The sequence below is a fragment of the Neochlamydia sp. AcF95 genome, assembly GCF_018342455.1.
In the GTDB taxonomy this organism is placed as follows: domain Bacteria; phylum Chlamydiota; class Chlamydiia; order Chlamydiales; family Parachlamydiaceae; genus Neochlamydia.
This window is the reverse complement of sequence record NZ_JAEMUC010000043.1, coordinates 68,617-91,905: the sequence shown is the minus strand read 5'-3', so window position 1 is coordinate 91,905 and position 23,289 is coordinate 68,617. Positions and strand designations below refer to the sequence as shown.

The following is a 23,289-nucleotide window of genomic DNA, read 5'->3' as shown; positions in this document are numbered from 1 at the left end:
TGTGCAAACCGAATTCTCTTGCAAGATTAACCTGGAAAAACCACTATAATTAATTAGCAATAGGTTAACCTTTAATAATTTAAATGTAAAATCGTTTATCAACTGATAAGCGGGAGCATTTTTGGCTACCCCTCTTGATGTTTAGATCTTGAAAAAAAACCGCTGTTCAAAAAAATTGACAAATTCCTGCAACATTCATAACATCCTTTAAAATCTTAAGATATTTTCATAAATTCTTACCTTACAAGGCATAAAACAATGAAAGGTATTATTTTAGCAGGTGGCAGCGGCACGCGTTTGCATCCCCTAACCATAGGAGTTTCTAAACAGCTACTTCCTGTCTATAACAAACCCATGATCTATTATCCCCTCTCTATTCTGATGTTAGCTCATATCCAAGATATTCTTATCATCACGACAGCTGAAGAACAATTTTTATTTAAAAGACTTTTGGGTGATGGCTCGCAATATGGCTTATCGCTAAGTTACGCCGTACAAGCTAAACCAAACGGCCTTGCTGAAGCATTTATTATTGGCCAAGATTTCATTGGCAACGATGCTGTTTGCTTAATCTTAGGGGATAATATCTTCTACGGCAACCATCTAGAGCCTTTGCTAGAGAAAGCTCTTTCAAAAGCAATTGGCGCTACTCTCTTTGGGTATGAAGTCAAATCGCCCGAACGTTATGGTGTCGCGGAAGTAAATGAAAAAGGCCTAGTAATCTCTTTAGAAGAAAAACCTGCCCAGCCAAAATCCAATATTGCTGTCACCGGCCTCTATTTTTATGACAATCAAGTGGTAGAAATTGCTCAAAGTTTAAAACCCTCGGCAAGAGGCGAATTAGAAATTACCGATATTAATCGTATCTATATGGAAAAAGGTCAAGTTTCCCTAAATATCATGGGCAGAGGCTTCGCTTGGTTAGATGCAGGAACTTATGAAAGCTTGATGCAAGCAAGCCAATTTGTACAAGTGATCGAAGAGCGGCAGGGCTACTGTATTGCGGCACTTGAGGAAATTGCTTACCATCAAAAATTTATTTCCCTAGAACAACTTTATGCTTTGGGAGAAAAATTAGGTAAAAGTGGATATGGCCAATATCTGTTAGATATTGCTGAAAAAGAAAATAATATTTTAAAGGGTCATGTATGAAGATAAAAAGAGAGATTAGCAATATTCTGGTTACCGGAGGTTCAGGTTTTATTGGCTCAGCCTTTATCCGCTATCTTCTTAGAAATGTCCCTCACTTTAAAGGCTTATGTCTTAATCTTGATCTATTAACCTATGCTGGCAATCCTCAAAACCTAAAAGAAGTAGAAAATGATCCACGCTATCTTTTCTATCAAGGTGACATAAAGGACGAAGTGTTTATTGAGCATCTGTGCCGTAAATATGCGATTAATACTATCATTCATTTTGCAGCCGAAAGTCATGTCGATCGTAGTATTCATGGACCTAAAGAGTTTATTGAGACCAATGTACTAGGTACCTTTCATCTTTTAGAAGTGATCCGCAAGCTCCCTCACATCCATTTTCATCATGTTTCTACCGACGAGGTCTATGGATGCTTAGGAAGTACAGGCTTTTTTACAGAATCAACCCCCTATGCACCCAATTCCCCTTATTCTGCTTCAAAAGCTTCCTCTGATCATCTCGTACGAGCTTATGGAAAAACTTACCACCTCTCTACTTGCATCTCCAACTGCAGCAATAATTATGGTCCTTATCATTTCCCTGAAAAGCTTATTCCTTTGACTATCATTAATTGTCTAAGAAAAAAAACAATACCTGTTTATGGGCAAGGTACTAATGTACGTGACTGGTTGTATGTGGAAGATCATGCCAAAGCGCTTTGGATGTTACTGGAGAAAGGGAATTCAGGAGAAACTTACAATATCGGAGGGGAAGAGGAGTGGCGCAACATCGATCTCATCCATGAAATCATCAAAATTTTTGCCGAGATTAAGCAGATTAATAAAGAGCCTTATATTGAACTCATTGAATACGTGCAAGATCGCCCCGGGCATGACTTCCGCTATGCCATTGATTGCTCCAAAATTAAGAAAGAAATCGGCTGGCATCCTGATCATAACTTCTTCCAAGGCATTAAGGAAACTATCCTATGGTACATCAATCATCCTCTTTGGATTGAAAATGTTCAATCGGGCGCTTATTTAAAATGGATAGACACCAACTACGCAAACCGTTCTCCATGCAAATAAGATGCTAAAATTAAATTTTTTTAAGCATCTTTATCTTCTTAGGCCAAGGAATGCCTAGGTAACCCCCACTCTTTAATTTTTATAAAAATTAGCTTTGCTTGCTTTGCCAAAGAAACAAAGCAAGGTAATCAAATCCTAAATTTTCCTTTTAAGAGGATAGATAGATAGATAGATAGATAGATAAGAGGTTGTTTTTAAAATTTTCCACTTTGATTCTTCAAAGCCTTTGTCTTAAAATTTATTTTAAGAAAAAGAACCTTTTATTCATCTTAAAGTTTTCGAAATTTACGAAAACATAGGCTTTTAAAGCAGCTTCTTTACAAACTATTCTTCTAAAACATTTTAAAGAATGCTTTTTGTTAACTTGTCTGCCTTACAAACCTATATAAACTATAATCTCCCTTACGTTGGGGTTATCATCCTGCAGATAGGACATTTATCCGCATGAGGATGGCGAGCAGAACAGTATTCACGCGCAAAATAGATGATTTGCAGGTGTAATTTATTCCAAGTTTCTTGAGGGAAAAGGAGCTTAAGATCTTTTTCTACTGCTGCAATTGTTTTCCCCTTGCTTAGCCCCCAGCGTAGGGCGCATCGATAGATATGAGTATCTACTGGGAAAGCAGGTTTGCCAAAAGATTGACTTAAGACCACAGACGCAGATTTATGGCCAATGCCTGGCAAAGCTTCTAATTCCTCAAAAGTATCAGGCACCTTGCCTTGATATTTCTCTGCAAGGATTGCTGAAAGACGATGGATAGCAGCAGCCTTACGTGCAGAAAGTCCACAAGGACGGACAATCTTTTGAATATCTTCTATGTCTAACTGTGCCATCTTCTCGGGCGTATCGGCTTTAGCAAAAAGCTTAGGGGTCACTTGATTAACGCATTTATCGGTACATTGAGCAGACAATAGCACAGCTATGAGGAGGGTATAAGGATCTTTATGTATAAGAGGAATAGGAGGATTAGGATAAAGCTTGTTTAATATTGTAAAAATTTTGGCTGCTTTTTCTTTTCTATCCATCTAATCATTTACCGATGCAAAATGTCGAAAATATGGCGGATAATATATCTTCCGAAATGTTTGTTCCAATAATTTTCCCCAGTTCAGCTAAGCATTGCCGCATGTCCAGCGATAAAAACTCTGGAGAGATATTCCCCTTTAAACCTGATAGGACATTTTGGCCTGCTTGAATAGAGAGGTGTAGGGCTTCTCGATGGCGGACACTAGTAATCAACACCTCCTCTTTAGAAGGAGGTCCTTCTTTCCAGATGGCAGAGTCGATCACCTGCCGTAATCTATCGAGGCCCGTTTTTTGTTTTGCCGATAAGGGCACTACATAGGGTAGATGAGCGATAACAGGTAAAGATACATGTGGCAAATCGATCTTATTCCATATTACAATCGTCTTAGCAGCAGGGACTTCCTTAAGCAAAAAGTGATCCTGCTCCTCAATCCCTTTTGTAGCATCTAACACAAGAAGAATAAGGTCAGCTTGCCCCATAGCCTCTTTGGAGCGGCGAATGCCCTCTTGCTCAACCAGCTCATCTGTCACCCGAATCCCTGCTGTATCTAGCAAGCGCAAATTAAGCCCATTTAAACGTATTTCATCTTCGACAATATCACGTGTTGTTCCAGGAAAATGAGAGACAATCGCACGCTCTTTATCGAGTAATGCATTCATTAAAGAAGATTTGCCTACATTGGGACAACCTACCAAACAAAGTGAAATTCCTTCCTGTAATATTTTTCCGTCGCGAAATGTGTTCAAAAGAGATTGCATATCTACAACAACAGCCTCCAAATCCTGGTAAATCTCTTCTAGTGTAGTAAATTCAAGCCCTTCTTCGGGAAAATCAACCCAGGCCTCTAAAATAGCGGCGATCAATGTGAGGCGTTCTTGAAAGCCTAGCACTTTCGCGGATAGGGAGCCTTTTAGCTGACTTTCTGCTGCTTGAAGGGCATATTCATTCTTAGCACCAATCAAAGATTGTACTGCCTCAGCTTGCGCCAGATCTAGCTTACCATTCATAAATGCTTTAAAAGTAAATTCGCCCGGACGAGCGGCTCTTGCACCTGCTTTTAATATAACTTCTAATACATGGCGAGTAATCAAGCTACCCCCATGGCATTGCACTTCCACAGTATCTTCTCCTGTATAAGAGCGGCGTCCACGCATGACCAAGAGCAACACATCATCGATAAACTGATTATTCAAGTCGCGTATTTGACCATAATGAGCAGTATGGGACTTATAGCTATGCACAGGACCGGAAAAAACTTTCTTTGCTACGTCAAAAGCTTGATTACCCGATATCCGGACAATCGCCACTCCTCCTTCTCCCGGGGGGGTGGCTATGGCAGCAATTGTCTCGCCAGGTACATAAGGTTGATGTATAAAATCCATAGATAAAAAAATTGTAAATTACTAAAAAATAATACAATATGCCAAGCTTTAAATCAAGAATGCAGCCACTAGTTTTCAAATAATCTTCTTGAAAGCCAGCTTATTTTGTGATATTTTGCCTGGATGCAGAAATTAATTTTTCTGCTAACTTTTTTACCCTTTTCCCTATCTCTAAAGGAATTCTTTCATTTTTTACTATTTTTTTCTAAAGAACTATTAACTAATAAAATTGAGAATTTAATGGACCTTTACATCATGCCAAGTTTAGAAAGGACCAATCAAATTTTCACCTTGTATGTTGTATTTCCCTTTATCATACTTTTAGGCCTCTATTTCACTATAAAACTTCGTGGCTTTCAAATTGCTAGGCTCAAAAACAGCTTTGGTTATTTACTTAAACAACAAAAAAACGCACAAGGAAATATTAGCTATTTTGAAGCCATTTCTACCGTATTGGCAGGAAATTTTGGCACCGGCAATATCTCCGGTATGGCTATAGCCCTCTCAACAGGTGGACCAGGGGCTTTGATATGGATGTGGATCATTGCTTTTTTTGGCTCAGCTATCCAATATTCGAGCTGTATTTTGGGCGTCAAATATCGCCAGAAAGATGAAGGTGGAGAGTATGTAAGCGGCCCTATGTACTATCTAAGTAAAGGGCTTGGCTTAAACAGTCTAGCTAAAATATTTTGCGTTTTCACCCTATTTGCTGCCCTAGCTGTAGGTAATTTTGCTCAGATCAATTCCATGACGCTTCCTATCCAAAAGATGGGCTTTCCCCCTTTATTGTGCGGCTTTATATTTGCTTTCTTTATTGGACTCGTCTTATTAGGCGGCATTCAAAGAATCGCGCGCTTTGCCTCCATCATTGTGCCCTTAAAAGCTTTTTTATATCTTACTTTTACTTTGATTATCCTCTACTTAAATCGTGAGAAAGTCTGGCCTGCTTTGCAATTAATGTTCACCTCTGCTTTCAACTTTCAAGCAGCAGCGGGGGGTATCATAGGAATTAGCACCTTAAAAGCCATTACTACTGGCTTTAACCGAGCAATTTTTGCTACAGATGCAGGTACCGGAATTGTACCCATTTTACAAGCAAGTGCACGTACAGAACATCCTGTAATCGATGGGCTTGTATCTCTTGTGGCTCCTTGTATGGTTTTGATTGTATGCACGATGACAGGCCTTGTTTTATTGACTACGGGTGCTTGGCAGCATGGTGATCTACAAAGCACCAATATGGTCACTTATGCTTTTCGTATAGGCCTGGGACATCAAATCGGTGAATATGTGGTCATCATAGCCCTAATTATGTTTGGGTTCACTACCATTCTTGCCTGGGCTTACTGTGCCACACAAGCGATCACCTATCTAGGAGGGCATCGTTTTGCACGCCCCTTTACCTATCTTTATATTTTACTGATTCCCCTAGGAACTTTAATTCAGATAAATTTAGTATGGGATCTTGCTGATCTATGCATTACTTGTATGCTAGTTGTTAATCTGATAGGCATTGCAGGTCTTGCTAACGAAGTAATTATCGATAGTCGGGCCTATTTTAAGGATGATAAATTAAAGGCTAAAAAAAACGCTATAGGCAAAGAAAGCGCTTAATTAAGTTTTAAAAATCGAAAAAAAGCGTTCAGTTGAATGAAAAAGGGCTAAATTTCTAAAATTTTTACACCTTAAGAAGGAATTCTTAAAGGTGTGCCGGGTTTCAGATCATCTGTTTTAAGTTTATTGTAGTTGCGCAAAACCTCAATATCGACCTTAAAGCGCCGAGAAATTTTCCATAGAGAATCTCCTTCTTGAACAATATATAAACGATCTGAAGGAGAAGAAGTAGGTGACTTAGAGGCTTTAGGTGCTAACGTTTGGCTAGCAGGCTTTTTAGGAGAAGAATTAAATGGGGTTGGACTAGGAGATGATAGAGGGGCAAGAGGCTTAGAGGGATTTTCTTGGATTATAGGCCGCTTAAGAGGCATTTCGGCGGGAGAAGGCCCTAAGACAAAGCGCTTCATGGCGCCATGAGGTAAATTGTTTTCAGGAATCAGATCGCCTGCATACTGGTATAACTTAGCTCCTGCAGCTTTCCATACGTTATCACTGCGTGGCCTGTCCAGCAGGTCTAAAGCATACTTTTCACTCTCAGAAGTTTTATCTTCTAATAGTGCTAATAAAGCCACTACATGATAATCATCCAGTTTATTCAAAGCAAATTCTCCATCTACTTTCAATAGTAGATAAGCCGCATGTTTGGACTGACAATCTATATATTCTAATAAAAAACGTTGCCTTCTAGCAGCTGAAAGATCTTGGACAATTTTTTGCTGCTCGGTAAAGCCTGACAGCATGCCCCATGTACCATCCAATAGCATATTTTGCAGCTCTATTTTACTTATTGGCACTTCAGCTCGATTAAAAAGCCATTCTACAGCAAGAAACTCTGAAGTCATAAAAAAAGCATCGGATAAACTAGCATCCTCCCGATCTTTAAATTTTTTAAGCTGCAAAAATAGCCCTTTGCTGGTTAAAGGCCATCTTTCAGTGTTAGCAAATTGGATAACCGCTTGAAAATTTTCGTCCGATAATCCTGGATATACAGTAATGATAGCTGGTTGCCCACTTCTAAGCTGGCCATAGATAATCGAACGTTGCTGAGCCAAAGGTTGATGGCCCAATAAAGCACGCGATAAATCGAAATGATGAAATGCAACCAAGCAAGCGAGCGCAATATCCCTTTGAGTATAACCATTTTCTATCAGCTGATGATTTGAAAGCCTAGTTACCAATTGATCGAAAGACAAAGAACGAAAATAATGGATTAATTCAATATTTCCTTTTGTGCTAGCTAAAGGAGCTTGTTGTTCTTGTTTTAAGGCAGGCTTTTGCTCAAAATAAAGGGGAGGCGGAGCATCTTTAATAAACCAATAAAAGCAGAGGGAAAGGAGAATAATATTTAAAGCTCCACTAGCGGTTAAAACTAGGATAAGCCTGCGTATATACTTTAAATGAAGATTATCGAGATTCATTGCAATCGTGACCCAAGGGAAAGAATTTCTTGCAGCAGACTTTTGGGTAATCGGTCACCCAACATTTTGAAGTAAGCTTTAGTTTCCTGCACCTCTTTTTTCCATTGTTCTTTATCTATATGAAAAAGGTTTGCCAGGGCATCTTCTGTGATAGGCAAATTACTTAAGTCAAGAGCTCCAGGGCTAGGAACATAGCCTAAAGGTGATTCAATTGCATGGTTTACCCCAGCGCAACGTTCAAAAATCCATTTCAACACACGAATATTTTCACCATAGCCTGGCCAAAGCCACTCACCCTTCTCTCCTTTTCTAAACCAATTAACGTAAAAAATTTTGGGTAATTTTCCAGAATGAGTCTGTTTTTCCATAGAAAGCCAATGAGCAAAATAGTCTCCCATATTATATCCGCAAAATGGCAGCATAGCAAAGGGATCGCGCCGTAACTTACCTACCGTTCCTGTAGCAGCGGCAGTCATCTCTGATGAGACAGTCGCACCAAAAAAAACACCATGCTGCCAGCTAAATGATTCCAAACACAGAGGTTGCAGAGAGGAACGTCTACCACCAAATACAATGGCGGAAATGGGCACCCCTTTTGGATCTTGCCAAGCTGGGTCCATAGCTGGGCACTGAGAAGCTGGCACGGTAAAACGAGAGTTTGGATGTGCAGCTGCAGCTTTAGAGGTAGGAGTCCAATCCTGGCCTAACCAATCCTTTAAATGCTTAGGTATCTGTTCTGTCATTCCTTCCCACCACACATCGCCTTCCTCTGTCAAGGCCACGTTGGTAAAAATGCTATTGCGTTCAATGCTCCGCATAGCCTGAGGATTAGATTTCATCGAGGTGCCTGGTGCCACGCCAAAAAAGCCTGCTTCCGGATTAATAGCATATAAATGCCCATCGGTGCCAAATTTCATCCAAGCAATATCATCACCAATGGCTTCCACCTTCCAGCCGGGGAGGGTAGAGGTCAACATGGCTAAATTTGTTTTTCCACAGGCACTAGGAAAAGCTGCGGCTATATATTTTTTCTCTCCATGAGGGTTAGTAATCCCTAGGATAAGCATGTGTTCTGCTAGCCATCCTTCATCCCTTGCCATAACTGAAGCAATACGTAAAGCAAAACATTTTTTACCTAAAAGAGCATTCCCTCCATAGCCACTCCCGAAAGACCAAATGGTACGCTCTTCAGGAAAATGTACAATATATCGATGATCAGGATTACAAGGCCAAGGGGTGTCTTTCTCCCCCTTAACCAAAGGCTTTCCTACAGAATGGATACAGGGTATAAAAGAGCCACTCTCCCCTAACACATCCAACACTTTTTGACCCATACGAGTCATAAGGTGCATACTGACAACGACATAGGGCGAGTCTGTAAGCTCTACTCCTATATGGGAAATATCAGATTCTAAAGGACCCATGCTATAAGGAATAACATACATGGAGCGTCCTCGCATACATCCTTTAAAAAGAGCTTTCAAAGTTTTTTTCATGTCCTGAGGATCGCGCCAATTATTGGTAGGCCCAGCATCTTCCTTATTTTTTGAACAAATAAAAGTACTTTCTTCTACACGCGCGACATCGCGGGGATCGGAACGGCAAAGAAAACTATGGGGACGCTTACTAGGATTAAGTTTAAGAAAAGAGCCAGCTTTTAACATTTGCTCACATAGCTGGTCATACTCAGCTAAAGAACCGTCGCATAAAATAAGGCGATCAGGTTGCGTTAATTGCCGCATCTCTTCAATCCATTCGTTAAGACGCGGATTTTGAATTTTCATATTCCCACCCTTTAAGCACCCTTATTCTCATCTAGCTAAGCCTAACAAATTTAATAGGTATCACTAAGGATGAGTATGGATTTATCTTTTATCTAAACAAGCTTAATAAGTAAGGTAGGAGAAAATGAAAAATATGAATTCTAACACGACACGATTGCTTGATAACCATTTATCTCATTTTTAGCATTCTCTTAAAAGCATCTAAGATTTTTTTAAATGTTGGGTCTCTTGAGATCTTGAGATTAGCTTGGTTAGCTTTAAACTTTGCCTGCTAATGCTTACCTATTTACCTATCATTTACAGTTGTTTACGTCTTTTAAATTTATCCAAATATTCTAGAGCTTTTCCTGTGCCCAAACATACGGCAAGTAAAGGATTTTGAGCGATGATGACTGGTAAGCCAGTCTCTTTAATCAAGGCTTTGTCAATTCCTTTAATCAAAGCCCCCCCTCCGGCTAAAACCATGCCTCTTTCCACCAAATCGGCCGCTAATTCAGGAGGACACTTTTCTAACGTCAGCTTAACGCTCTCAATAATTTGTTGAATAGGTTCAGCTAAGCATTCTCTAATTTCTACGGAATTGATTCTTTTGGTTACAGGCAGCCCTGCCACTTGATCGCGTCCGCGGACCTCCATCTCTAGCTCGTTGCCTCCCAAGGGATAAGCTGACCCAATGGTCATCTTAATTTCTTCCGCAGTTCGAGGACCGATCATCAAATTGTAAGTGCGGCGCATATAATTGACAATGCACTCGTCAAACTCATCACCTGCAATCCTTAAAGAACGGGATTCTACAATGCCCCCTAAAGAGATAATAGCAATTTCTGTCGTCCCTCCTCCAATGTCAATAATCATATTAGCAGAAGCTTCATGGACAGGCAAATCGACTCCAATGGCTGCAGCCATAGGCTCCTCTATAAGGATGACCTCTTGAGCACCAGCATGCAGGGCAGAATCCTCTACTGCACGCTTCTCTACTCCTGTGATACCTGAAGGAACAGCGATAAGAATTTTAGGTCGAAATAAGCTACGTGAAGGTGTCACACGTTTAATTAAAGCTTTAAGCATACCTTCGGCAATTTCAAAATCCGCGATAACCCCGTCTTTCATCGGCCTGACGGCATGTATCTTACGAGGAGTCTTGCCTAACATCGCTTTTGCTTTTTGGCCGACAGCCAGAACTTCATTAGTAGTAGAATCAACCGCCACAACGGAAGGCTCTGCTAAAACGATGCCTTTTCCTCTAACAAAAACTAAGGTGTTAGCTGTTCCAAGATCGATACCAATATCATTTGAGAAGACGCCACGGAACTTAGTAAGCTGCCCAAAAGCAGAACGGGCCATTTTACTAAAGTTATCTTTGATTCCTAATTGATTTTTCTTACTCATGTGGCCTCTATTGTACCTTTTATGTTTGCAACAACTCCAACACCTCTTCCCAAGTCAATTTCGAGATAGCTTCGTCATCTGAGCTTACGACTTTTTTCACAAGACCTTTTTTACGATTCTGCAGCTCCATGATTTTTTCTTCGATGGTATTGAGTGTCACCAATTTATATGCTGAAACGGCATTTTTTTGTCCAATTCTATGCACACGATCTGTTGCCTGATTTTCTACGGCCGGGTTCCACCACATATCATAATGAATGACTGTATCAGCTCCGACAAGATTTAGTCCAGTACCTCCGGCCTTTAAAGATACTAGAAAAACAGGGATATTTTGATCTTCGTTAAATTTTTTTACAATATTTAAACGATTCTTACTCGCTCCATCAAGATATTCAAAAGGTATACCTTGCCTTTGTAAATCTTCACGCATGATATTAAGCATGCGCGTATATTGGCTGAAAATGACAGTTTTATGCTTTCCCTCTATAAGAGTTTGTAGCAACTCCATCAACATATCGTATTTAGAAGAATCACCCATTTCCGCTTTGTCTTTAGCAAAGATTGCTGGATGGCAACAAATCTGTTTCAAACGAGTCAGGGTAGCCAGCACATGAATCTGAATTTTTTCAAAGCCCTCCCGCTTGACTAGCTTAGAGAGTTCTTCCCTTGCCGAGGCAGCATAAGAATGATAAAGCTCGCGCTGAGCCTCTGAAAGATGGCAATGATAGACAATTTCAGAGACAGGCGGCAGCTCGGAAAGTACGTCTTGCTTCATGCGCCGTAAAATGAAAGGAGAAACTTTGTGGCGTAAAATTTCTAGTTGGGAGCCGGCTGGCTGGGAAGGATGCCGAATATATTTTTCCACAAACCTTTCATAACTGCTGAGCAAGCCAGGCATTAAAAAGTCAAACAAGCTCCATAGCTCATCTAATGAATTTTCTATAGGTGTACCTGTGAGGATTAGGCGATGAGCGGCCTGTATCATTTTCACCGATTTGGCATTGCGGGTTCCACGATTCTTAATATGCTGGGCTTCATCTAGAATGCAATAACCGAACTTAATAGTAATATAAAAATCTACATCCTTTTGTAAAAGGCTATAAGAGGTAATAATGACATCGAAGTCTCGAATAGAGGTTAATAATTTTTTACGTTGCGTAGGAGTGCCATCTACAGCTAATACTTTAAGCTGAGGGTTAAACTTACCAATCTCTTCTTTCCAGTTATAAACCAAAGAAGTAGGGCAAACAACGAGAGAAATAGCTTTTGGATGTTCAAGTTTATGCTGTGTAATTGCAATAATCGATTGCAAAGTTTTTCCTAAGCCCATATCGTCAGCTAGGATACCGTTCAAATGCATGTCACGTAAACGATTAAGCCAGCTTACCCCTTCATTTTGATAGGATCTAAGCGAGGCTTGAATATTTTTAGGAATAACACTTGTGCAAGGAATAGCCATGCCTAACATCTGCTCTTGAATGAGTTTTAGCTTAGGGCTCATGGTAATATCTACAGGTAAACCTTGGTAAGCCTTGACATCGATACTTGATAAGCTCCACAAAGGGCAAACCTGTACATGGTCTGCTAGCTGTTTAACCCCTATGTCATCTAGTAATTGGATAATCGGCGCCAGTTTATCGAGCTCTAAAACGAGAATTTTATGCGATTTAGAAGCTGAATCTTTCTTTTTAGTGCTCTTTTTTCGTGCTAGCTCTACAAAAGCACGCTTTGTCGATAAACATTCCCACAACATATCTAAAGTAAAGCCGTTTAAATACCCATTCACCTTAATGTGCACTTCATACTGGTCAATACGCTCGGTTTCTTTAAGGTGAATTTTGAATTGAGTCTCTTCATAAATGAATTGATCTAAAAGATTTTCAGGGCAATTAAATTTAATACGATCTTGATTATGAGGAATAGTATCGGTCATAAATTCAATAATTTTTTTATCTGTTTTAGCAATAAAAAAACCGGTCGAGGGATCATAAATAAAATCTTGAAAGAGTTCTCGTAAGATTTTTTGCTCTTCAGTCAAATTACGTGCTAAAATTCCTTCTTTGGTGACAAAGGGTAAGATGTGATTAGGATTAATTTGCGAGGGAGCCGCTGGTACAACAATATCATCATAAATAAATTGTAAAGCTGCTTCTAGCTCACCATTTAAATAATTTATATCGCAAATAGCACGTAGTTTACCCACAAAAGGCAGGGTTACAAAGCGATCGATAATCTCACGATTATAAATATCTGCATAACGCATAAGCTCAGGTAAAGAATTTTCTACAAAAGTTCCAAAAAGAGCTTCAGGGATGGTTACATCACGAATAGCTGGCAAATTACGGAGATGTTTGCGTCGAATACGTGGTTGAAATCTATAATAGTTGTTCTGATACAACAAGCCAGGCTTGGCACATTCAAAGAGGCGCACTTCAGGTAAAGTTACTCGCTGATCATCATCAATCATTAAAGTGGGATTAACCAAGATTTTAGGGCTATCTGCTTTTATATATTCTAATTCAAAACGCAGCTTCCCAAACTGGCCTGAATAGCGTAAAGGCTCTTCCATAGTACCACAATAAAAGCAAGGCAGCAAGGGATGTTCAGCCTCTGCTTCATAGGAGGTATTTAAAGCTTTAGGACGAGCAATAGCTCCCTCATAAGCCTGAGCAAGAAGGTTTCCAAAAGCTTCTAAATCAATGTATATAAGGCGTAAATTGCGATCTTCTTTTATTTCAGGGAAACGCGCAAAATCCATCAGCATTTTAAGAGTTTGGGCACTATCTTCATCAAAAGATTGCAGAGTGAAATAATAACGTTTATTTCCAATGTAAAAAGGCTCTTGATAACACAAAGAATCCAAAAACTCTCGAGCATTGGCGATATTTAAAGGCTTAGAACGAAAGGGCAACCTTAAAGCTAGCTGCACTTCCACATAAGATTGCGTGGAGGTAGGGGCTATATTGGAAAAGATGATAGCCAATTCTGCTTTATCTTGTATTAGCTCTTCTTCGGGAAGAAAAAAAGGAGATTTTCCTAAGACATCCGAGGCACCTACATATTCTATAAGCAGCTCTTTTTGCTGCTTTTTGTTGCGGCGAACCGTTTCTTTAGTTTCCGCTTCTTTAAAGGTTTCACGTAGGGTCTCCTTTTCAGATTCATCAATAGCTGGATTTTTGCCTAGATCGGTCTCTTTAGAGTATTTTACAATAGTTTCATCTAAATGCGCTTCTAAATAAAACAAAACAGCAGATAAATGCTGACAGTCATATTGATGAGGGCAATCGCAATCTGAATCTATGGTAGTTGATTCACGCCGATCGATTTCTATTTCACAATTGTAAGTTTTTTCAAAGGCCCCCTGTACTTTACAACTCAAACGGACACGCTGAGCGTCTAAAGTGACGATTTTTGCCGACGAAACTGTCCCCTTTTCATAGAGAGCTTTTCCATCTTTTAATAAAGCAGACGAGTAATCTTGCTTAAGCTTTCGAAAGTTTAGCATGTTATATTCTTAAAAATTTATATTTAATGAAGGGTAAGAGCTACTGTCCACATCGGCGCAGTATATAAAGTTAAGATCATGTTGTCAAAACAAACTAAAATTCGTAAATAAATTCAAGTATTATTATATTTTTTTTGCCCCTACCCTCTACATTTTTAAGAAAAAGTAGAGCTAAAAAAGGCCCCCATTCCCTATCTTTTGCCTTACCTTCCTTGTAATTTATATTTATCCCTGTATAGCTTTAATCCTCACTCATGGTATTTTTTAACTATTTAAAGTCTTTTCCTCTTTACTCCTTAAAGATTTAGTTGCCCATTTTGTAGATTTGGCTAGCATTTTTTGCCTTTGCCACATCTCTTTTTAAAAATTCTTTAGCTTTTTTTATCTAATGTTCCTTAAAGCTTAAAATCCCCCTAAATAATCGGCTCTAAGCTTACCATGAATCGCTCTATTTCTTAGCCTTTTTGCCTTAAACTTCATAGAGCACCTCTATTTTTTTTCTTTTTATTTTTATGAAAACAAAGAAATCTTATTTTCTGGCAGCCAAAAACATTCAGTATGAATGCAACACGAAATATCTCCTGTTAATCTTTTAAATTATACAACTTTTGTGGAAGCTAAATAATCCTTAAAGCGTCTCCATCCAAACTTTTTTCTTAAGGGGCCTTTAAATTTTAAAAAGACCCTCTTCGTACAGCCTTTAGTGACCTCTCTTTTTTTCTTGTTAGAAAAGCTTTATATTTTTATACTTCCACTTCTGCGCTTAAAAATCGTGCGGGTGTAGCTCAGGGGTAGAGCATCACGTTGCCAACGTGAGTGTCGTGAGTTCAAATCTCATCACCCGCTATTGACAAACTTTTTATGCATAGGAAATAGACTGCGGGTGTAGCTCAGGGGTAGAGCATCACGTTGCCAACGTGAGTGTCGTGAGTTCAAATCTCATCACCCGCTACTTTAGCAATATCTTCTTAATTTCCGATTATGATAATTTAAAATTTTGCTCCTTTGAAATAAGTAGTTTTTTCTATTTTCCTCCCCATCTTTTATTATGAGGTATTTTTGTGCCAGCTCAACAAAACGAATATAAAAATGATAACCTTCATGTTATTTTTTCACGTGCACCAGGATGTAAAATAAAACTCGAGATTACTGTCTCTCCTCTAGCAACTCAGGCGGCCTACAAGAAAGCTATTAAAAATGTTAATAAAGAAGTGACCTTGCCTGGCTTCCGTAAAGGAAAGGCTCCTGAAAATTTTATCGTGCAAAATTATAAAGCTCCTGTCGACCAAGAATGGAACGATCTTCTTGTCAACACTGCTTTCCAGGAAGCTCTTGAACTTACCCACGCTTACCCTTTTAGTAGGGATGCCATCCAACGCCCACAAATTAAAGAAATTTCTCTTGAAAAAGGGGCCCACTTAGTCATCGAATATGAAGCAGAGCCACGGGTGCCAAAAGTCAAGCCAGATGAACTGACCGTTAAAAAAGTCCAAAAGGAACCTGTTAGCCCTGCTCAGATCCAAGAAATTTTGCAGCAAATTCAACTTTCGCATGCGACTTGGGAAGATAAGGCAGATCATCCTATTATTGAAGGGGATTACGTTAACTTAACTATTGAAAATATGGATGAAGGCTTTGAAATCTGTAAAGACTCCCGCTTTCAGGTAGAAAAGAGCAAGATAGGAGCATGGTTATACAATCTTCTTATTGGCAAAAATGTTAACGACGTCGTAGAGGGCATGAGTGAGCAAGACTCTACCCATGCACAGACTTGTGAAGATCCTACGCATGATCATTCTGAGCCTACAAATTTCAAGCCTACCCGCTGCAAAATTACCATCACAGCTCATCAACAAGCCCTTCTTCCTGAACTCAATGATGAGCTAGCTGCCAAAGTCGGAGCTCCTACCGTAGAAGAATTAAAGGCCCGTATTGAAAAAAACTTAGAGAAGCGTGCAGATGAGTATGCCCAGCTGGAGCAACGACGCCAAATTGAAAAACAGCTAGCAGAAAAATATCCGTTTGATATTCCCTATTCATTGACAAAAGAAGATAAAGAATTGCAAATCATGCAAGCGCTTAAAAATATTCGGGCAGCAAACTTAAGCCCCGAGGAGCTTGAAAAAAAATCTGAAGAAGCCAGACAGCAGATCACTCAAAACATTGAAAATACTTATCGCCTATTCTATCTTCTACGCGAGGTAGCCGACGATCATCAAATAGAGGTTTCCCAAGAAGAAATCATGCAAGAGTTTATGAAACAAATGCTCAGCCAAGAGACTTCTCTTATTAACGAATCGATGAAACCAGAAGATATGCGAGCAAGACTGCATAGTTTTTTAATCACTCAAAAAACTAAGGACCTTCTTGTCCAACAAGCCCAGCATATAGATTAATACTTGACTTGCTGAATATTTCATCTTATAAGTTTGAAGAAGCTACAAGAAAGAAGGATTGTTATGAATGAAGAAAGACCAAAAAGCTCATTGACCCCTTATGTGATTGAAGATACTGGGCGCGGCGAGCGATCGATGGATATTTTTTCCCGCTTACTTAAAGACCGCATCGTTTTTATTGGAACCGATATCACTGATCATGTAGCCAATGTAGTTGTAGCTCAACTTCTATTTTTAAAGATGGAAGATCCTAAAAAAGATGTCAATCTTTACATCAACTCTATGGGGGGTTACATTACTGCTGGTTTAGCTATCTACGATGTCCTACAATGGATGGGCTGCCGCATCAATACTTACTGTATAGGCCAAGCATCTTCCATGGGAGCTCTTTTACTAGCCGCAGGCACAAAAGGCCACCGCTACGCCTTACCTAATAGCCGGATTATGATTCATCAGCCTATTGGAGGTGTCGGCGGATCTTCTGCTGATATTGCCTTGCAAGCTAAAGAGATTCTTTATTTAAAAAAGCGCATTCATGAAATTATGGCTGAAGCTACAGGACAAAAAGTAGAAAGAATTGCTCAAGATTCGGAAAGAGATTTTTATATGAGTCCTCTTGAAGCAAAAGAGTATGGCTTAATTGATGAAGTTGTTACACCTAAAAAATAATTTATTTAAAGGTCAAGATGTCAAAAAAACCTACGCCTCTTAAAGAAGTAGTTTCCTGCTCTTTCTGTGGCCGTTCAGAAGAAGCTGTGGAAAAGCTTATTTCAGGACCCAACGTCTATATTTGTGATAAATGTGTTCGCCTTTGTGCAGGAATTTTAGACAAAAAAAAGACACCCAATCATGAGCTAAAGCTATTAAAACCTAAAGAAATTAAAGAGCGGTTGGATGAATATATTATTGGCCAGGAAAGTGCCAAGCGAACAATTTCTGTGGCAGTCTATAATCATTACAAGCGTTTACAAGCGCTAAATAAAAATAAAGAAGATGCGGAAAATAAAATTGATTTTAGCAAATCTAACGTTCTTCTTTTTGGTCCTACCGGCTCAGGAAAAACGTTAATAGCTAAAACACTAGCAACTATACTCGATGTCCCTTTTACTATTGCTGATGCTACGACACTTACCGAGGCTGGCTATGTGGGAGAGGATGTTGAAAATATCATCCTGCGTCTATTACAAGCGGCTGACTATGATGTAGCTAAAGCTGAGCAGGGAATTATCTATGTGGATGAAATTGATAAGATTAACCGCACCACCGCGAATGTTTCTATCACCCGCGATGTTTCTGGTGAAGGCGTGCAACAAGCTCTTCTAAAAATAGTTGAAGGCACAATAGCTAATGTACCTCCCAAAGGAGGACGTAAGCATCCTAACCAAGAATATATAAAAGTTAACACAGAAAATATTCTATTTATTGTAGGAGGAGCTTTCGTAAACCTTGAAAAAATGGTAGCTAAGCGTTTGGGAAGAAGCACGATCGGATTTACTAATGAATCTAAAGAAAGTATCGATCCTAACCAAAAGAGCATGCTCTTATCGAAAGCTGAGCCTGAAGATTTTGTTCAATTTGGGATGATTCCTGAGTTTATTGGTCGCTTCAATAGTATCGCCAACTGTAATGAACTTAAACTAGAAGATCTAAAAGATATTTTAATTAAGCCTAAAAACGCTGTTGCCAAGCAATTTGCGGCTATGTTTGAACTTGAGGGAGTAAAGCTTACCTTTACAGACGAAGCTCTCCATGCCATTGCTCATAAAGCAATGGAAGCTGGCACAGGCGCAAGGGCTTTACGGATGATTTTGGAAAGTAGCATGAAAGAGCTAATGTATGAAGTTCCCTCTGACAGCAGCATCGAAGAAATTATCATCGATAAAGAAACCATTACCGATTTAAAGGCGCCTCTGATTAAGAGAAACACTGAAAAGATTGCTTGAAGAGTGTTTGAAAATGCATAATAACTGTTAAAACACTCCTTAGGCAACTAATGGGTTAGAAGGCAAATCTTTTACTCAGGCGCAACTCCTTGGCAAGGAGGAGGATTAAAGTCTTTTCAATTTTTTAAAAGCCACCGCGTTGGTTGGCTTGTCCTACAGGATTTATCATGAAAGCTACGCCTCTTACCTTTCCCTTGCAAGAGGCAAGCCTTCGCGAAAGCTACGCTCAACTTCTACCTTCCTCCCTGCATAGCTGCTTAAAGGGCCAAGATCCTTATGAAATCCAATCGCCTGTCTATGGGATTGGCTTGGTTGAGCAAGAGCAACCGGTAGGGATTATCTTAGCGACAGCACACCTGCAGTTGCATACTGCTCACATCCATGCGTTAAATTTGGACAAGCACCATGTTAATCCTCGTCTGGCACGGCTTCTTCTAGAGGAAATGTCCAGGCTTCTAGCTTCGCTCTCTATCACCTTAGTAACCTTTTCTTACATTCAAGAAAGCCCTATGGCTTCTATATGGGAAAAGGTGTTTTTAGAGCAAAAGTGGCAAGGCCCTAGGCCTTTAATTGTCGAATGTCTTTTTAAACGCTCTGATTTTAATCTCCACTGGTGGCAGAACAAAAATATTACCTTAGAAGCTGGCTTTGAAGAACTTCTTTTTAAGAAGATCACTCATAAAGAACGACAAGATCTTATGCATCGTCAGGAACAGATGAGCATTCCCGACTACATTTTTCCTTTAGGAAGAGAAAAAAACTTAATAGAATATGAAAATAGCTTAGCGTTACGTTATAAACAACGCATCATAGGATGGATGATTACCCACCGTACGGCTCCTGAAGTCATACGCTATTCGGCCTTGTATTTGGAAGATGATTTCTCGCATACTAGATATTGGCTTAAATTGCTTATAGACGCTTTAAACATCCATAACACCATGCCCAATGCCCATTATGGAGCTTTGGAAATTAACCTAGACCAGATTTCTAGGTCCTGGCGTAAATTTATTGAAAGAAGGCTATTTCCTCAAGCTAGCCAAATTTTCCATCACCACTCTTTTTGGAAAGATTTTAATAATCATTAGCTCGCTCCTCCCTCTTCTCTATTGGCTTATATCAAAAAAATAAGCTTTGCTAACCCAGCCATTTGATCATCCTGCTAGGCTTCAAAGATAAAGAATAAAAAAAATTGATGACAGACAAATTTCTAAAATGTTTTTTATTAAGTATCTGCATCAGCAGGGACAGCTTAAATAGACTTTCCAATAAAAAACAGCTTTTCTAAAAAACTTTTGTAGCTTAAATGTAAATTTATTGGCCTGATTTCTGCGAAGACTTTACCTTTTACACCCTCCTTTTTAAAGGAGGGTTTGTGCTGCCCTAGTTGGCATAAAGGGACTCAAAAAGTGAAAAAAAGCTACGCTGAATAGCAAGCCAGTGGATCGGCCACATAAGCTTAATAAAAATTATAAAGTGATCTTTTTTATTAATGCCGAGCTTAAAACTTATGAAGTAAGCCTCTTAAACCTTAATTTACTCATAAAAAAAGAAAATATAAATATTTTTTTTTAAAAACAATTGATGGTAAATTTATTTTTTAATATAATTAAACTATAAGGTTTAGAAAATTTCTTTCTAAAAAATCTATTAGGCATACACATTGCATTTACATTCCCTACAAAGAAAATAATGCTTAAGAATTTTTCGTTTCTAATACCCAGGCCTTAAAGACAGGAGATGTTAATATGGTTAGCCCTGTATCAAATAATAGCCAGCAAGACCCTTCGACTGAAAACATCTCAGCCGCTGACCCTGGGCTGAAAGCCAATTCCAATGCTTCCCCCTCGGTTTCCTCCCCATCCTCTACGCAAGTTTCCGGTGATACCTTAGCTAGTAGAGCTTTAGCTGACCCAGGATTGGTTATTTTTAATCCTGATAATCCTCAAATTCCCAAGCCCTCCCTTCTCTCTTATCTGCAAGTAATTTCTCTTGCAACACGTATGAATAAGCAAAGCTCATACGACGAAAGTGCCCTCATTAATCTGCTTCGATCCAATTTTTACAAAAATTCTATCGATAATGCGAATAATCTCTTGCAAATCCTTAACGAACTTCTAGCTCTACAAGCTGAAACTCAAAAATTCAATCAAGCAGCTAATGATGGGATTAATTCAGTAAACATACCAATTTCTGACTACAATAGTGGTGTTTCCCAAGATAATAGCAGCACCACGAGTATCCATAACGCAGCTATTAACTTTAATAATGCCTACACCCTTTATCAAGCTCAAACGCAAGCTTTTCTAGCCGGTAATATTTCTGCTGAAGAATATGCCCAAAACACTGCTACTTACAATGCTGCACAAGCGGCATATAATCAGGCTGTTAATACTTATAATAACTATGTCACTTCCCGTAATCAGACAATTAATGCTTACAATGACGCTGTCAACGCTTATAACAATCAAGCAACCGCAAACAATCAAAAGCTAGCCGAGATTAACGAAAAAAGAGCAAGATATGGGTTAGAGCCTCTTCCCCCACAAGAATTACTCTCTACCTATGCTCCTCTTTTACCTGTAGCCTCTTCTGCACCTCCAGCTCCCGTAGATGTCCCTGCCGTCATTAATGCCTCGCCCATCCCGTTGCTTACTCCTTATCCCACTGCCACTCCTACCGATTTAATTGAATCGATCTATTTACCTCTTTTTCAGCTCACCTTTGCTATCGTAGGGCAAATCAACAAGGGCTTAAAGTTAAATCTAGATATGCGAGACTTTCTTGATTATTACTTACCCGTTAAAACATCTTTAATGGGTCTTCCTGCTTCCTTTGCTTCTCAAATGATGACAAATAACAATTCAGCAGCAGGCAACAGCAACACTGCAGGCTTAGCTTCTATTGCAGCCTCTCTAGAGCCTTCCATCGTCGCAAGGCTTCATAACCAAGGAAATCAAAATGCTTATTATCAAAAATTTAGTGCTGTGCTAAAACCAGGAACGATTGATGTATCCTTAGTAGCCACTGCCAATATATTGGCCAGTGCTTCCCTGGTGAGTGGCCAGCAGATGATTGATCTACTAAAAAATGATGCAGCTGGCCGGACTATTGATGGTGTCAATATAAGCAAAGCTTTAGCCTTAGGCTTTATTAGCAATGTTACGCATCTTATCGCTCAAAATAGCTTATCCTCTGCTTTACAAGACCTTAATGATAACCCTGCCGCTAGCCAGGCTTTAAACACTTTAAGCGCGCTCATCAATCTCTCATCGGCAGGAGTAGCTTTAAGTTTACTGTCCTCTTCCTTAGGGCAATCTGGTTTAGGCGCCCAATTATTAGGCTTGACTGGTCTCAGCTCATCCACCATTGCTAGCTTAACTGGACAAGGGGTAGGCATCAATGATTTTGCTTCTAATCCTTTTGTCCAGGCCTATGCCGCCCAGCAGTTATCTACTCAAATTGCTAATGCTCTAGGATTACAAGCAGGTTTACCCTCAAGTGGCGTAGGTGCTCTTCAACAAATGCTTCAAAATGCTGTTTTAGCCTCTTTTCAGCAAACTTCTTCTGTAGCAGCTTCTAATCAATTTTTTAATAACCTAGCCCAAAACTTAACTAAAAACGGAATTACAGGTCAGCAGGCCGCTGATGCACTTTCTGCTGCTTCTACCGCCTTTTATGATCCGCTTTTTACCTCTCAGGTTGATTTTAGAGATGGCTTAAAAAAATCTTTGGAATCTCAAGGTTTTTCTTCGAATGACGCCTTACAAATAGCCAGTTCAATAGCAGGTGTTGCTCCTACTGCTACAAGCGATCCTTTCTTTACTCCTAATGATTTAGATACCAATCGGTTCATTAGTAATTTAGCCAGCAATTTAACGCTTGCTGGAATCTCTACGCCTTCTGAAATTGCCAACAAAGTTGCCTCTGCTTTATTAGCAAACACCGAACAAATCTCTCAAGCTACTTTAAGAGACCACTTGCAATATCAACTGGGACTACAAGGGTTGGCTAAAGACGAAGCTCGCCGAGTAGCTACTGGCATTTCTTTCTCTGCCACCCTTGAGAACAATCCTCTTTCCCAAGCTAACCTACACCAAGAGCTTTTAAGCAGTATTACTGCTGTATATCTACCCGTATTAGGCTTAAAGAAAGCTCAAGAGCAAGCTCAGCAACTCGCCGATCTCCTGGTGGGACCGGCAAATGCTAATGCTAAAGATATTCATGATGCCGCACAACCTTATTCATTAGTCAGAAGCATTGCTGACCATTTAGACAGCATAAAAAAGACAGAAAATGAGGCTCTTTTTGAAGCAACCGTAGAAAGTTTTAAAGACTACATTAAGCCTTCTTTAGATCTATATACCTTCACCCAGCGATTGATGGACCCTGCCAATAAGCTAGTCTATGCCAACGATTTAATGCTTGCTCCTGCTGTCAATACGGGTACCATCAAAATGGGAGGAACCAATCCAGCTTTAGAAGTGGCCGTATAAAAATATTAAAAATAATTTTTAAAATAAAGATTTATATTTTATAAAGAAAAGAGCAGTTGAGAAGAGAAAATTTAACTTACTTAATCTCAAAAGCTTATTAAAAAACTAAGTA

At 39.4% G+C, this 23,289-nt stretch carries 14 protein-coding genes and 2 tRNA genes; 10 read left to right on the top strand and 6 right to left on the bottom strand.

The genetic code is table 11. The features are described 5' to 3' along the window. Positions 1 to 258 precede the first annotated feature (258 nt). Both rfbA and rfbB read left to right on the top strand, forming a co-directional pair. Positions 259 to 1,152 carry a glucose-1-phosphate thymidylyltransferase RfbA gene (gene rfbA / locus NEOC95_RS04750; protein WP_213151897.1) on the top strand — a complete coding sequence of 298 codons (894 nt, stop codon included), beginning with the start codon at positions 259 to 261 and terminating at the stop codon, positions 1,150 to 1,152. Further along, positions 1,149 to 2,222 (top strand): dTDP-glucose 4,6-dehydratase, encoded by a 1,074-nt coding sequence (rfbB, locus tag NEOC95_RS04745; RefSeq protein WP_249270171.1) that lies wholly within the window; start codon positions 1,149 to 1,151, stop codon positions 2,220 to 2,222. Before rfbA ends, rfbB begins: the two co-directional genes overlap by 4 nt. A 402-nt stretch (positions 2,223 to 2,624) precedes the next feature. Here the strand turns inward: rfbB and nth are convergent, their stop codons facing one another. Both nth and mnmE read right to left on the bottom strand, forming a co-directional pair. Further along, complete coding sequence (gene nth, locus NEOC95_RS04740) at positions 2,625 to 3,248, bottom strand: endonuclease III (protein ID WP_213151895.1); 624 nt, start codon at positions 3,246 to 3,248, stop codon at positions 2,625 to 2,627. Between the two features lie 4 nt (positions 3,249 to 3,252). Continuing rightward, positions 3,253 to 4,632: a tRNA uridine-5-carboxymethylaminomethyl(34) synthesis GTPase MnmE gene (gene mnmE, locus NEOC95_RS04735; protein ID WP_213151892.1), complete on the bottom strand. Its 1,380-nt coding sequence runs from the start codon at positions 4,630 to 4,632 to the stop codon at positions 3,253 to 3,255. Positions 4,633 to 4,887: 255 nt separating this feature from the next. Here mnmE and NEOC95_RS04730 point away from each other — a divergent pair, with 255 nt between their 5' ends. Continuing rightward, positions 4,888 to 6,246 carry an alanine/glycine:cation symporter family protein gene (locus NEOC95_RS04730; protein WP_242678248.1) on the top strand — a complete coding sequence of 453 codons (1,359 nt, stop codon included), beginning with the start codon at positions 4,888 to 4,890 and terminating at the stop codon, positions 6,244 to 6,246. 71 nt (positions 6,247 to 6,317) lie between these two features. Here NEOC95_RS04730 and NEOC95_RS04725 read toward each other — a convergent pair whose 3' ends face one another. From NEOC95_RS04725 to NEOC95_RS04710, 4 genes are all read right to left on the bottom strand, one after another. Next, positions 6,318 to 7,664 (bottom strand): LysM peptidoglycan-binding domain-containing protein, encoded by a 1,347-nt coding sequence (locus NEOC95_RS04725; RefSeq protein ID WP_213151890.1) that lies wholly within the window; start codon positions 7,662 to 7,664, stop codon positions 6,318 to 6,320. Next, positions 7,661 to 9,448 (bottom strand): phosphoenolpyruvate carboxykinase (GTP), encoded by a 1,788-nt coding sequence (locus tag NEOC95_RS04720; RefSeq protein ID WP_213151888.1) that lies wholly within the window; start codon positions 9,446 to 9,448, stop codon positions 7,661 to 7,663. The genes NEOC95_RS04725 and NEOC95_RS04720 overlap by 4 nt, the downstream gene beginning before the upstream one ends. A gap of 297 nt (positions 9,449 to 9,745) precedes the next feature. Beyond that, positions 9,746 to 10,792 (bottom strand): MreB/Mrl family cell shape determining protein, encoded by a 1,047-nt coding sequence (locus NEOC95_RS04715; RefSeq protein ID WP_174232801.1) that lies wholly within the window; start codon positions 10,790 to 10,792, stop codon positions 9,746 to 9,748. Positions 10,793 to 10,856: 64 nt separating this feature from the next. Next, a complete protein-coding gene (locus NEOC95_RS04710; protein WP_213151886.1) occupies positions 10,857 to 14,342 on the bottom strand; it encodes a DEAD/DEAH box helicase in 3,486 nt (1,161 codons plus the stop codon). A 774-nt stretch (positions 14,343 to 15,116) separates the two neighbouring features. Between NEOC95_RS04710 and NEOC95_RS04705 the strand changes: the two genes are divergently transcribed. From NEOC95_RS04705 to NEOC95_RS04675, 7 genes are all read left to right on the top strand, one after another. Next, positions 15,117 to 15,188: transfer RNA gene (locus NEOC95_RS04705), tRNA-Gly, on the top strand. Between the two features lie 33 nt (positions 15,189 to 15,221). Then, positions 15,222 to 15,293 (top strand) — tRNA-Gly (locus NEOC95_RS04700). A gap of 110 nt (positions 15,294 to 15,403) precedes the next feature. After that, positions 15,404 to 16,738 (top strand): trigger factor, encoded by a 1,335-nt coding sequence (gene tig / locus NEOC95_RS04695; protein WP_213151884.1) that lies wholly within the window; start codon positions 15,404 to 15,406, stop codon positions 16,736 to 16,738. A gap of 63 nt (positions 16,739 to 16,801) precedes the next feature. Then, complete coding sequence (locus tag NEOC95_RS04690; protein WP_166158387.1) at positions 16,802 to 17,407, top strand: ATP-dependent Clp protease proteolytic subunit; 606 nt, start codon at positions 16,802 to 16,804, stop codon at positions 17,405 to 17,407. A gap of 17 nt (positions 17,408 to 17,424) precedes the next feature. Further along, a complete protein-coding gene (gene clpX / locus NEOC95_RS04685; RefSeq protein WP_166158384.1) occupies positions 17,425 to 18,681 on the top strand; it encodes an ATP-dependent Clp protease ATP-binding subunit ClpX in 1,257 nt (418 codons plus the stop codon). Between the two features lie 167 nt (positions 18,682 to 18,848). Then, positions 18,849 to 19,769, top strand: coding sequence for a hypothetical protein (locus NEOC95_RS04680; RefSeq protein WP_166158380.1), 921 nt, complete (start codon positions 18,849 to 18,851; stop codon positions 19,767 to 19,769). Between the two features lie 660 nt (positions 19,770 to 20,429). Further along, positions 20,430 to 23,177, top strand: a complete 2,748-nt coding sequence (locus tag NEOC95_RS04675; protein WP_213151882.1) for a hypothetical protein — start codon at positions 20,430 to 20,432, stop codon at positions 23,175 to 23,177. The last annotated feature ends 112 nt before the right edge of the window (positions 23,178 to 23,289 follow it).

What these genes read in the sequence shown, in the direction of transcription:
- NEOC95_RS04710 (WP_213151886.1), bottom strand. Translation starts at nt 14,342, where the DNA reads ATGCTAAACTTTCGAAAGCTTAAGCAAGATTACTCGTCTGCTTTATTA.
- nth (WP_213151895.1), bottom strand. Translation starts at nt 3,248, where the DNA reads ATGGATAGAAAAGAAAAAGCAGCCAAAATTTTTACAATATTAAACAAG.
- rfbB (WP_249270171.1), top strand. Translation starts at nt 1,149, where the DNA reads ATGAAGATAAAAAGAGAGATTAGCAATATTCTGGTTACCGGAGGTTCA.
- NEOC95_RS04675 (WP_213151882.1), top strand. Translation starts at nt 20,430, where the DNA reads ATGGTTAGCCCTGTATCAAATAATAGCCAGCAAGACCCTTCGACTGAA.
- NEOC95_RS04730 (WP_242678248.1), top strand. Translation starts at nt 4,888, where the DNA reads ATGCCAAGTTTAGAAAGGACCAATCAAATTTTCACCTTGTATGTTGTA.
- mnmE (WP_213151892.1), bottom strand. Translation starts at nt 4,632, where the DNA reads ATGGATTTTATACATCAACCTTATGTACCTGGCGAGACAATTGCTGCC.
- NEOC95_RS04690 (WP_166158387.1), top strand. Translation starts at nt 16,802, where the DNA reads ATGAATGAAGAAAGACCAAAAAGCTCATTGACCCCTTATGTGATTGAA.
- NEOC95_RS04715 (WP_174232801.1), bottom strand. Translation starts at nt 10,792, where the DNA reads ATGGCCCGTTCTGCTTTTGGGCAGCTTACTAAGTTCCGTGGCGTCTTC.
- rfbA (WP_213151897.1), top strand. Translation starts at nt 259, where the DNA reads ATGAAAGGTATTATTTTAGCAGGTGGCAGCGGCACGCGTTTGCATCCC.
- NEOC95_RS04720 (WP_213151888.1), bottom strand. Translation starts at nt 9,448, where the DNA reads ATGAAAATTCAAAATCCGCGTCTTAACGAATGGATTGAAGAGATGCGG.
- NEOC95_RS04680 (WP_166158380.1), top strand. Translation starts at nt 18,849, where the DNA reads ATGAAAGCTACGCCTCTTACCTTTCCCTTGCAAGAGGCAAGCCTTCGC.
- NEOC95_RS04725 (WP_213151890.1), bottom strand. Translation starts at nt 7,664, where the DNA reads ATGAATCTCGATAATCTTCATTTAAAGTATATACGCAGGCTTATCCTA.
- clpX (WP_166158384.1), top strand. Translation starts at nt 17,425, where the DNA reads ATGTCAAAAAAACCTACGCCTCTTAAAGAAGTAGTTTCCTGCTCTTTC.